Origin of the sequence: Blautia sp. BCRC 81119, assembly GCF_003184505.1 — a bacterium.
Taxonomy (GTDB): Bacteria; Bacillota; Clostridia; order Lachnospirales; family Lachnospiraceae; genus Blautia_A; species Blautia_A fusiformis.
In genome coordinates, this window is record NZ_QJHD01000018.1 from 1 (window position 1) to 12842 (window position 12842).

The following is a 12842-nucleotide window of genomic DNA, read 5'->3' on the forward strand; positions in this document are numbered from 1 at the left end:
TCAGCTGGAAAAGTATCGTTATCTTTTTCAATGCGCAAAGGAAAGCAATGATTTTGATTCATTTATGAAATTCGCAGTGTAGTTTTGTGCAATTTTTCAAATTTGCTCATTTATAGTAAAAAAAATAAAAAAACAAGAAAGAAGTCTGAAATATCTTATTTTTTGCGGTTTATTTTTCCGGCATATTACTCTCGTCGTGAACTACCCGCATCTAAAGAAGCAGGCTTCCGAAGAAGACAGTCTAAAGACACAGGCTTCGAACCCGCAGGTTTTCTCTTTTCCTGTCTATCCGGGTGACATATTATGCCACGTCTGTAAGCGTGACCCCGTAGCTCGGCAGGCTACTCCGGTGTTCCACCGGTAAGGTTATTGGGTTACCGAAAGACTGCATTTTATGCAATCGTAGTAATCAGAAAGGGTTTAGAATATCCCTCTACTGATGGTCTAAGCATATTTTCTTTCAAGATTTTCAGGCCTTCTTCCAGGACGTTAATGGCTGCGTTTTTGTCACGGGGCATGATATTTCCACATACCGGGCAGACATAAACCCTGTCAGACAACTGCAAATCATCGTTTTTATATCCGCAATGATGGCATGTTTTAGAAGAAGGATACCATCTGCTGGCGCGTACAAGAATCTTGCCGTACTTCAGACAGAGCTCCTCCAGGATTGTCGTGAATCTTCCCCATCCGACATCGGACACGGACTTTCCAAGGCTGAGAGCCTTTTTCATTGCTGCAATATCGAGGTCTTCAATCGCAATCACGTCGTAAGTTCTGACAAGTCTTACAGCAATCTGATGAAGAAAATCTTCCCTGCGATGCTTGGCTTTCACATGCAGTCTGGCGATTTTCTCGCTCTGCTTGCTGTAATTGTTAGAATCTTTAACCATGTGAGAGCGTCTGCACTGCTCTTTTGCAATACGCTTCTCAAGTTTCCGATACTGCTTCATGAATTTTATTTCTTTTCCGTTTAATTCATAAGACGGTTTATTTCCTGATGAATCTATATATAAGAACGGTACTGACATATCAAGTCCGATTCCGGAAATCACATTGACATCACCGTAAGCGAAAAATCTCTGCAATCCGTCCGACAATTCAACTTCTTCGGCTGGATACTCAATCAGGATTGAAAAATACCATTTCCCGTCTGGCTCGTGTGTAACCGTAACGCTTTTTAGGGTGCCGTCTGGCTTAATCGGTCTGTGTATGGAAAGTTTTATCAAACCGTTAATCTTTGGAAGACGGAGACCGCCATCCTCGATACGGATATTCTTTCCAACGCGGTTTGTCGTATAAGAATCCTTGCACTGATGTTTTTTCTTTCGCTTAGGAGCACCTCTTTCACCGGCAAAGTAATCGCTTCTTGCCTTTTCAAGATTCAACTGAACATTTGCCAGTGCCAGGGAATCCCTGTCGTTAAGCCATTCCAGACCGGATACATCTTTGTAATCAGCCGGAGTCATAGGTATTGAAATGCCATACATCTTCCACATCAATTTGTAATCTGATAGCATACGGTTCCACATAAAACGTGAAGCACCAATATTTTGATTTAAGTCTGATGACTGTTCTTCTGTCGGATGTCCGCAGAATCTGTAAGCCACAAATACGGTATCGCATTTTGCAACGCGCTTTGAAGAAGACTTCTTACTTGATGGTCTCTTGGAAGGGATTGTAAACCTGCCGTTAATGACATCGTAAATGTTGCCAAGATTCAAGTGTTTACAGATATTTTCAATGCCTGATATGGCAATTTTAGCAATCATATTCAGTTTGTTATATGTAGTACAAGACTTTACAAAATCAACCCTTATGGACTTTTTCTTTGCCATATCAAAAACCTCCTGTTTTTTTCTTACTTTCTTACATAGTTAATATGCCGAAAAAATCTAAAACGGGACGATTTTTTGCGAAAAAAATTGACGAAAATAAAAATTCCTCTACGTCGAAGCGCAGAGAAATTAGAAATTCGCAAGCGATATTTTTGTTTATTTGTATATCTAGGCGTTTTCATCTCGGCAATTAAATAACCGAGAATTCCCACTTATTTCTTAAAAATAAAAATCAGAAGCAACCATCTTTTTAATTTCCTTTTATTTTTTTTGCGGCTTATTTTTCAGCATATTATACATGTCATAAAACATTTGCAAACCACTAATTCCTATAGTAAAATATAAGCAAATAAAGAAAAAATCATCAAGGAGGGATAAGTATTTATGACAAGAAAAATAGACAAACGGAAGCTGTTTTATAGCTTTCTGACTCTCATTATGGCTATCTTATTAATCGTGCCCATGATGATTCAGAGTCCAGCCGAAGCCGCTTCCAAACGAACGCCCGCAAGACCGGCGATTACGAAAGCTACCGCGACCAAGAATTCCGCAACGGTCACCTGGAAGAAATCCAAGTATGCCACTTCTTACCGGATTTATTACAAACAGGCCGGTGCGAAGAAGTGGACCATGCTGGCAACTATCAGCAGCAAAAATCTGAAGTACACTCACAAGTCTTCCAGAAAGCATCCGCTCAAGGGTGGTAAAAAATATACCTATACCGTCAGGGCATACAACAAGTACGGCAGGAAATGGAGTTCTTACGACAGGAAAGGTAAGACCGTCACTATTCCGGCCGTACCGTCTATTGTAAAAACCCGCGTGAAAGCGAACAACTATAAGCAGACTACTGTTACTTGGACAAAATCCATCAATGCTACGAACTACCTGGTTTATTACCGCTCTGCTGACACCACAAAGTGGACCAGGATTGCGAACGTCAGTTCAAAGACCCTGAAATACGTTCACAAGTCCAGCCGCAAGTACCCGGTTAAAGCCGGGAGAACTTACTACTATATGGTAAGGGGTTATAACAAGACATATAAGACTTACGGCAGTTACAACAAAGCGGGACTGCAGGTTGTCATTCCAGAGAAACCGGCTGCAACGCCCACCGCAACCCCTACAGTTGCGCCGACAGCAACACCGAAGCCTACACAGAAACCGAAGCCTACGGCAAGGCCGAAGCCTACGCAAAAGCCAAAGCCAACCGCTACACCAAAGCCAACAGAAGCCCCGCTCAATACAGAGAAATTTATCAAGGAAGTCATACGATTGACGAACATTGAGAGACAAAAAGCCGGGAAAAATTCGGTGCAGGAGAACGCAGCGCTTGATAAAGGAGCAGCGGTAAGAGCGAAGGAATGCGCACTTGTTAAATATAGCCACACCAGGCCAGATGGAACGAATGCAAATACAGCTTATCATGAAGCCGGTGCTGGAAATATTCGTGGGGAAAATATCGCTGTAGGCTTTAGAACTCCAAAAGAATTTGTCAATGGCGTTGTAAATAGCCCTGGACATTATGTTACTATGGCAGACAGCGGTGCTACACATATTGGAGTAGGCTGTTACAAAAAAGACGGAGTCATTTACTGGGTGCAGATTTTTGCCAAAAACCCTGACCAGAAATTTACGCTGACCGTTGACGCAAATGGCGGTACATTTCCTGATAAGGGCGGCGTTGAGAAATATACGATACAGATTCCGGCGGGGATGAAATTTTCTTTGACGAATCTTACAAAGCCAGAGAAACTAAACGCAAAATTCCAAAAGTGGACTGCGGTTGACAGCACTGACATACCATATGGGGTTGAAGATTACATAATAATGTATGAAACTCAAACCTTGAAAGCCAATTGGACAGAAAACCCATCTTAACTAGTTTATATCGAACAAACGCACCACCTCGCTGTGGTGCGTTTGTTCTTTTTTTTGCAAACCATATATATTTGTTGTAAAACATATATAAAAAAATACAAGAAGAAAGAAATATTTATGATACCGCGAACTACGCTCGCGTGTAGCAGACACGGATGGAAACTTCTCTACCCATCGGTGGTAGAAAAAAGTAAATTTATCTTAAAAACTTTTCAAAATTGACCATTTCTTTGCGTTTTCTTGATTTTTTATTTCTATCCTGATATACTATGTTGCATAGGGAGCCGAGAATAACGGCAGGCGGTTTATCTCCTCGTAACTGTTAATATAGTTTACTGGGGAGGTGCAGATAAATGCCCCTTCTCTAGTTTTTACAAGGAGGGGATGCGACATGTATAAGTTTGTAGTCGCGATAAGTGGTCTCACTTTCGTGTTAGAATGCTGGAAATTTATCTGGCAAGTAGAACTTGACAAACGAAACAAAAGCAAAAAGCCGCCGACTACTGGAACTAGACGACGGCTAAACATAACACTAAAATTATCGTTTAGGAGATAAACCGTTTGCAACGGCTCCCTATGTTTCTTATATTATAACATTCTTGTTTCAGCAAAGCAAGCATTTGTTTATTTTTTTAGATACAAGAAGCGCACGTTTCCGTGCGCTTCTCTTCTTATCTTTTATTTCTTTTTTTTCTCACCACTTCATATCTTTCGTGGTTATCCATTTTCAGTTACTTCCTGCGTTTCTTCTGCTTCCGAGGATTCATCAGGATTAGTCCAGTTCCAAGAACCGCAAGTGTGCCAAATCCGATAATACCATACTTCCAATTTCCTGTTCCTCCAGTCATCGGCATCTTAAATGTTGCTGAGTTGGTTACTTCAAAAGTACAGTCGTAGAACTGCCACTTGTTCGTATAGGCATCCCACGTCGCCTTTGATGTATCAGCCTTATTCTTGATAGCTTCCTCTTTCGTCATTGTGATTGGAAGCGTTACAGTAATCGGGTCTTTCAGGAGTGTATGTCCTGAAGTTGTTTTTGTTTCTGTTATCTGATATTGTCCCCTGTCAAGGTTATCAAATACAAGATTTCCATTTGCATCAGTTTCTCCTTTTGTGCTCTCACCAACTTTTAAAAGTCTATTTGGAGCAGACTGTACCGAAGCAGACTTGAGGAACTTCAGTTCAAACTGAACTCCTTTTAAAGGTGTTTTTCCATCTGTATCAAATTTCCTGATACTTATTTTGCATGGCTTTGAAGTATTGATAACATCCAGCTTCATTTTTTCATCTTTACCTGTCGTCAGATATTTAGGTGTACTGTCAATTGTATATTCAGCAGGTGCTTTTACTTCCGTAATTTTTAGTGTTCCCCCAATAGGAATAACTACTTTATTATTATGTTTATAAAAACCATCACTCTTATAACCAGCCTCTTTTGAGGTGTATGACGTATCCATTTTTACGAGTCCTTTTTCATCGGAAACGAGATACCATGTTTTCTTTGTTATGTCATTGTCCATGAACTCAACTTTGAAGACTACACCCTTGATTGGATTCTTATTTTCATCGGTTTTTGTAATCTGGAATCCGTCTGAAACAAATATCGGCTCATCAGTGAACTCAAGTGCAACCTTTTTACCGTTGTCTTGGGGCATATTGATTTTTATCGTCTGCGTTCTGCTGTCTAATGTATGACCAAGCGGTGCCTTGACCTCTGTGACCTGGTACTCCCCGGATGTGGTTGGAAGCGACATCTCTTCTGTTGTTCCATCCTCCGCTGTTATCAGCCTTCCAGTGAATCCATTTCCTGTTATCTCAAACTCAGCACCTTTCAATGAATATCCGCTTAATTCCAATATTTCATTTGACACAGTAGACTTTTTCTGTATCTTTACAGTCGGTGGGGTTATCTCATCATCTATGAATCCTTCGCCCGCAAATGTCTTCAATGGCCCTTCTGTGCTACCCTGTGCCAGAAGTGTTTTGTACTCTGATTTATCAAATGTAAGCGATGCGATTTCTTTTGATATCAGATATCCCTTAGGGGCTTTTGTCTCCTTGCACCATAATGTGATAGACGTTGTTGCTGAATCAACAGCGAATGAGATAGTATTACTCATACCATCCTGACCTGTTGTCAATGTGCCAATGAACTCTGAAGAACTACAATTTTTATCACCATAAACCTCAAACTGTGCTCCAGCCAAAGGTTCTTTTTTCTTATTTATCTTTTTAACGTTCATCCTTACACGCCATGACAGATGGTTCACGATACCATCAACCGGGCCAAACATTTTAAGCTTTCCATTTTCCTGTTCCTCTGCACTTAATGCTTTATATTCATCATGAGTCCATGTCTGACTATAGACTTTGTCATCAATATCATATCCATCTGGAGCATCCGTTTCTTTACAGTATAACGTGATTGAGTCATTCGCTGCGTCAGCTTCATATGTGAATTCATCCGTAAGTCCGTCTTCACCTGACGTAAGCTCTGCCACCTGTGAATCCTCGCCACATGCCTCGTTTGTATATATTCCAAACACAGCATCAGCAAGAGGTTTATTGGCGTCGTCAACTTTCTTGATTTGTGCCCTCAGATTCCATCCCGAAGGATTGGATTCGTGTTCATTTACAATTCCATTTTCTGAGCCAAACCATTGAAGTTGTCCATTTTTCTTGTCCGTATCAGACAGTTTATCGTAATCCGCCTTTTTCCATGTCAGGGTAAACACTTCGTCATTAAGTATATATCCATCAGGAACGGCTGTCTCACGACAATACAGCGTTATCTCTGATACATCGTTTGTGAGCCTCATTGTTTCCAAAGGCGTCAGACCGTCTTCGTCAGTTACATATGAATCCAGCTCATTTTCGCCAGCCTCTGCATCATCCTGACTCTTATAGATACTAAATTCAGCCCCTTTTAAAGGTTTATTTTTTTCATCTATTTTTTTTATCCTGAACGAATAAGCCCATCCTTCCGGGGTATTTATCACTCCTTTACCACCAAACGGCTTCCTCTCGCCGGTGGAATCCTGCTCTTTTTTTGTGAGTTTTTTATAATCACTAAGACTGAAAGTAAGTGACAACGGTTCGTTGTTTGCGGGAAGGGCAAATCCATCAGGAGCCTTTAGTTCTTTACAGTATAGTGTACATGTTTTTTCTGTAGACTGGTCTAAATCAGGATACGTATAATCCGGGGTCAGCCCGTCCGAGCCCGTGGTAAGGGTTTTTAGTCTATACATATCTTTTTTTGCATTTTCTTTCGTTTCATAAACGCCAAATACAGCCCCGGCTAGCGGATTTCCGTTCTGGTCGATTTTTTTAGCATAGACCGTAAGTCTCCATCTTTCATCAATATGCGGGTCTATCTGCTCATACTTCTCAGAAGTTACCGCATTGTAATCAACCCATGTGTCCAGTTTTGAGTCTTTCGGCTTTGTTACGATACCAATTGTCTTAGTAGTTTTCACAACCTGATATCCTTCCGGTGCCTTGACCTCTGTTATCTTTAATGAGCATACAGGCAGGAAATAAGTTTTTGTATTGTCTGCATTCGTCACATAGAACAGTGCACTGCTCTTATACCCTGAAGCAAGATGGCTTCCATCTACTTTAACCTGTCCATTGCTGTCAGATTTCAAGTACCATGTCCTCTTTGCTTTAAAAGCTGTGCCACCCTGCTCACTGTACTGCACTTTGTATATCGCTCCTGCCAGTGGCTTTTTCGTGTCTCCGGCCTTTTTGGTAAGTATCGTGCCTTTGAACCTGAACGGATAGTTTACAACATATCCTGTCGACGTCATGCTTTTTTTGCTTCTGTCTGCCGTTTTGACAAAATCTCTGAGCTTATAGCTCTTTCCCGCTGCTATCTTACACGGACCATACACATGTGTATTCTGAATCGTACCGGATATTCGGCCTGTTTCCTTCACGTAATATGTTCCTGGTTTTAATACAACAGTAGCGTACGCTTTTGATTTTACGGTTTTTTTGGTCTTTGAATCTGTCATGTATGACAGTGGAACGTTTCCGCCCTTACCAATGACAGCCTTTTTGCCATTTGACATCGTAGCGATATGTGAAGCAGCGCAGTCCTTGTTTGTATAGATAGTGAACGTTGTATCAACAACCTCTCCTACACGGCTTGTGTTCTTTGCCAGCTGGTCATACAGGCTCATACATTTATAAACCGAAAACTTTGAAGTCGTTGGGGGCGGAGTCGTAATAGATGCACAGAAAAAGCCAACCATTGTCTGCGCGGTCTGTCCGCTTGGTCCCGAACATTTTGCACGGAAGAAGAAGGTTCTTGCTGTTGCAGAATCATTTTTGATACACTCAATGTAAAAATCCGTTACAACAGGGTCTCCGTCAAAATTATTGCTCACATCACTTACACATCCGCCAAACAGCCAGTTGAGTCCATCAGCACCCTTTCCGCCGATGTTATTGAAGATACTATCGCTGCAACCGTGAATATTAAAAATCTGTCCAGCCCCGAAACCATTATGGTATACATCCATTCCAGATACCCAGTTAAACGAAACACCACCATTTCCAACATTATGTGTTGTTGCGCTGGCCTGCCAGCTCTTTCCTACGGTGTATTTACTGATATCTCCTTTCAGATATACCATATTACATCCTTTTGCTATAAAGTATGCGGGATATGTTCCATCTGGAAAATAGCTTGAAAAAGTTGCCACTGAAACTTTTCCAGTCTGGTCTTCTTCAGGTTTTATCTCATCTGGCATAAGGTTTTTATAGAATGCTGACTCCGTGTCTTGCCATACAGTGACAGTTACATCCTTGTCTGCATATTCTGCCGGGATGTCGATATATCCGGTCTGCTCATCATATGTACATTCATCAGTGATAGGCTGCTGCCGTCCGCCATGTGCTCCACGGTCTACATCAACCGCCAGTGATGTTCCGTCAGCACCGTTAAGATTATAGTCGTATTTTGAAGCATCTGGATTTATTAAACAATGAAGGCTTCCATCTGACATCTTTTCATATGGATACTTCAAAATGATATTTGTTACAACATTTTTTGTATGCTCATCAATATCTGGCTTACTTGCATCGTAAAACAGGTAATATACTTTCAATCCGTCACCCTGCGATACTTCATCACTCCTGTAAGATGCGTCAAAAAAATCTTTTTTGTCTGCTTTTACATTTTTGATTCCACACTTAGAAGCATAACCACTGAACATGGCCGCAGCCTCCGATGTTGAATTGGCTACCGCGTTATAATCAACAGTATCTCCATAATTTGATGTTGTAAGTCTCACGCCTTCTTTATTGCATGCGCCAATAATGTACGCAGAATCAACAGATGCAGGCATGTATCCGGAAGCATCATCGCCATTATTTCCTGCAGCACCAACAACGGTGATTCCATCTCCTACGGCTTTATCGATTTCTGTTTCCAGTATTTTGTTTATGGAGTCTTTTCTTGTTGATATTGAAAGATTGATGATACCTACATTTTGCTTTATAGCATATTCCATTGCAGCAATAACATCAGAAATGCTACCCTGGCCGTTGTCTCCAAGCGCCCTGATAGACAAGATTTTTGCTTCATTGTTCTGATTTACGATATTTTTTACCATGGTGTCACCATGGCTGTTTTTACCGGTCAGGTCATCATCAATCAGCGAAATTCTGTCTACGATATTTTCAGACTCAGACACGCCTGTGTCAATCAGTGCGATTACATTATCTTCACTCTTTGCTGCCACAGAATCCTCGGCGGTATTCAGTGCTGCAATAGCATTACTTTCTGTTTCTGACGGGATGCTGTCGCATGCATTTTCTGAAGCATTTTTAGTAGCAGCTTCAACGATTGCATCCGGTTCCACTGCCTCTGCATTCTCTTTGTAATACATATAAGCATTCATTGTTTGTGCGGCATCTTTATACTGCAGCAGGTAAATGCTGCCGTAAGCGCCAATCAAATGTTCTTTGTCAACGATTCCAGATTCAGCATCAGTCACAACAATCAGTCTTGCAGAAGCAAATTCATCAGCGTTCAGTTCATCCACGCCGTCTGCTTTTTCCAAAAAGTGTTCTTCCACTGTTTCATCCGCACTCTCTCCTGTATCCGTTGTCTCGCTGTCATCCGCAGCTTCCGCGTCTGTAGTCAACTCTTCATCGCCAGCCTCAGTAACGTCATCAGTGTCATTTTCATCTACTGCTGTTTCGACCTCGCTTTCAGCCTTGTTTTCTTCAGGGTCTACAACTGATAAGTCATCATCCATACTCGCAGCATCCGCTTTGGACTCAACATCTTCTGCCTCTGTATCAGTTCCTTTGCGCACCGAATCATCAACGCTGATATCCTCGTCTTTCTCTTTGTCATCATTTACATCCGCATCTTCATTTGTACTATTGTCCGCAGTCGTATCATCAGCACAATCATCGCTGACATCTTCATCTGCTGTCTGCGTTGTCTCATCAGTAACACCAGCATCGTCTTCGCTGGACTTCTCAAACTCCACGTCTACAGTTTTGTTTTCATCCATAAAAATTGCCTGCTCATGACTGTCTGAAACATCATCAGCGTTAAGGTCAGCCTTTTTATTTGTATCTTCAGCCTTCACCTCATACTTTTTCAGTACATATCCTTCATCAGCCTCTGCTTTCACATTAGCCACGCTGTCAGATTTTACTTCGTAAGCGTATGTATAATTATTTTTAGCGGCATCCTCACTTGAGACCAGTACGTCATCCTTATCGTAAACATCAATCTTTTCTTCATCCGTCTTTCCGTCTTCGGATTTATGTTTTACAAGTCTGACCGTATGTTCTTCGTCTTCGCCTTCGTCTATGACGATTTTTCCGCCAGTGTTTTTCAGCTTCAGAAACAAAAACCTTGTTTCTTCTGCTTCATCTTCACTTGAAACTCCCGTACCATCAGCAGTCTCGTTCCCATCGCTTGTATTCAGGATGGTCTGAGTGCCGTCATCATTCGTAATAGTCTGCGTCTGTGCTGAAGAGTCTGTTTCTGTCAGGTCTGCAGCATAACTTAAAATAGGCGCAGCCACGGTTGTTGCAGCTGTTACTGCTGCCATCACGCTTGACATAATACTTGCTTTAACCGTTTTTATTGTTATTTTTTTTCTTTTTCTCCGGTCTGGCGGGTTAAAATATTGTTTTTTCATATCTTTCTTCCTCCTTGCTTAAGATTTTTTATCTTTTTAAGCTTTATCATTTTAATTTCCTTTCTTCTTTGTCAACTATACGCTACGGTTTGTATTCTCTCATTTTTCATCCTCCCGTTATTTTCTTTATATTTCCTGCCTTTTTTTGTCTCTATGAAAAACCGTTCCTGGCATTTTTTTCTTTCTTTTTTAATATGACAAATCAAAAAAAAATTAGAACATTTTTTTCAGCATACTAATTGTTTTACTCGCTGTATCATCCGGTATCATCGACGGACGGGAGACCGCGGTCATTGAGCGAAGCGAATCTGGTAACGAAGCCGAAGGCTGAGTTATCAAACTTGTTTGCCAGTCTGTCTGAAGGTAATCAAGCGGTTTTTGCCGCTGACAAGCGAAGCCGTGATACCGCGAGCTATGCTCGCGTGTACCAAGCGGTCATGACCGCTGACAAACGACGACGCAGTCGGAGTGTAGAGACGAGGGCGGGTTTCCCGCCCGTCGATAAGGCTGAGTGCAGTGCACGAACGTGGATTCTGACCTACGTGCGAAGTTAAAACCGAAACATTTGACCCGCGGACGACTTTTCGTCGGCCGGGGACTTCCCGCTCTCCGTTAAACAAACAGCCTGGCTTCGCCAGGCTGTTTTATTTTTGCTTTTATTTTCTTTTATCTTTGCAATCTTATCTTCAGCATCATTTATATTTAGCAGGCGATATTCCGCCCTGAATTCTACTCTGAGCCAATCCTGCCATTCTTCTCCCAGTCCTTCAGTTCATGCTTTGCTCTTCTCCTGAACCGGTAGATGATATCCATTGTCCTTGATTCGGAAATATTCTTTTGCTGGCATGCTTTCATGGTCAATTCTCTCCAATTATCTTCCGGCGCATATTTCAGGTAGTTGTCAATAACGAACCTGGCCTCTTCGTTCATGGAGACCAGCATTTTTTCAACAATCTCATGTACCTCGCCCGGCTCTTCTTTCAAAACCTCGTCAACACTGTCGCGTCTTAAGATATCTTGCTTCTTTTCACCAATCCTGTCGGCAAGGGTGTCTCCTTCATTAAAACTGTCAACTGCTGCTAGCGCAACCGGTTCATCCATACTGAGTGTATGGTACTTCAACCGTACATAACTCTGTACTGTGCTTTTTTTCATATGCATACTTTTCGCGACTTCGTCTTCTGACAGATGCTCGCTATGCATCTTTTCGACTGTCTTTGATGCCTCGCGCATTACATGCGCAGATGCACCCATTGCTCCGGTCTCTTTCCGGTATGCTTCCTTCGCCGCTGACCGGATGCAGACATTGATATATGCCCAAAACGGGACTGCTTTGTCGGTGAGGATGTAATCACTGATGCTTCCCATAATACTTACAGCAGTATTCTGGACCATGTCTTTCAGGCTATCTTCGTTGAGGAAACTTTTTCCGTAGTGGCTGTTGATATATTTCTGTACTTTATATGTGCAGACATTCAGTATTCGGCTACAGTCCTCTTTCACCCCTTCCTTTGTGATTTCTTTATCTGCCAATTCCGAATAATAGACTGGCTCTTCATATAAATTAATGCTCGCCATTTTTGCATTTTCCTTTCTTTGATTTATTTGAGATATTGTTTCTCTTTTACGGTTTTAATATGCAAAAATGTTGAGGATACAAAAAAACGGCTGTATCGTCCAAGATACAGCCGCCGTATATATCAGATAAATTTCAGCACCAGGTTGACGATTGCCATTCCCAGCTGGTCACCTGCTGCAATCAGCATAGCCAGTACAGCAGATGCCACCACAACTGACATAAGCTCTTTCATAACCGTTACGTTGCCTGGCCATTTGATATATTTCATATCCGGAGTCATTTTTTTAGACTCGTCAAGTTCTTCTTTCTTAAATTCGATATCGCCTGGCTCACCGATATTTTCTCCTTTTCTTATCTCCATTTTTAACTCCT

General features: G+C 41.6%; 5 protein-coding genes. 1 reads left to right on the top strand and 4 read right to left on the bottom strand.

Translation table 11 applies throughout. The features are described 5' to 3' along the window. Positions 1–392: 392 nt before the first annotated feature. On the bottom strand, positions 393–1838 hold the full coding sequence (locus DMI82_RS11400; protein ID WP_110103345.1) for an RNA-guided endonuclease InsQ/TnpB family protein: 1446 nt from the start codon (positions 1836–1838) through the stop codon (positions 393–395). 384 nt (positions 1839–2222) lie between these two features. On the opposite strand from DMI82_RS11400, the gene DMI82_RS11405 reads away from it, so the two are divergent. Then, positions 2223–3719, top strand: coding sequence for a CAP domain-containing protein (locus DMI82_RS11405; protein WP_110103346.1), 1497 nt, complete (start codon positions 2223–2225; stop codon positions 3717–3719). A gap of 731 nt (positions 3720–4450) precedes the next feature. On the opposite strand, the gene DMI82_RS11410 is transcribed toward DMI82_RS11405, so the two are convergent. The 3 genes from DMI82_RS11410 to DMI82_RS11425 all read right to left on the bottom strand — a co-directional run bounded on the left by DMI82_RS11410 (position 4451) and on the right by DMI82_RS11425 (position 12831). Then, the gene (locus DMI82_RS11410; RefSeq protein ID WP_110103347.1) at positions 4451–10891 is read right to left on the bottom strand and encodes a SpaA isopeptide-forming pilin-related protein; all 6441 of its coding nucleotides are present in this window, start codon (positions 10889–10891) and stop codon (positions 4451–4453) included. Between the two features lie 729 nt (positions 10892–11620). Beyond that, positions 11621–12469 (bottom strand): hypothetical protein, encoded by an 849-nt coding sequence (locus DMI82_RS11420; RefSeq protein ID WP_110103349.1) that lies wholly within the window; start codon positions 12467–12469, stop codon positions 11621–11623. Positions 12470–12591: 122 nt separating this feature from the next. After that, positions 12592–12831, bottom strand: a complete 240-nt coding sequence (locus DMI82_RS11425) for a hypothetical protein (protein ID WP_110103350.1) — start codon at positions 12829–12831, stop codon at positions 12592–12594. Positions 12832–12842: the final 11 nt, after the last annotated feature.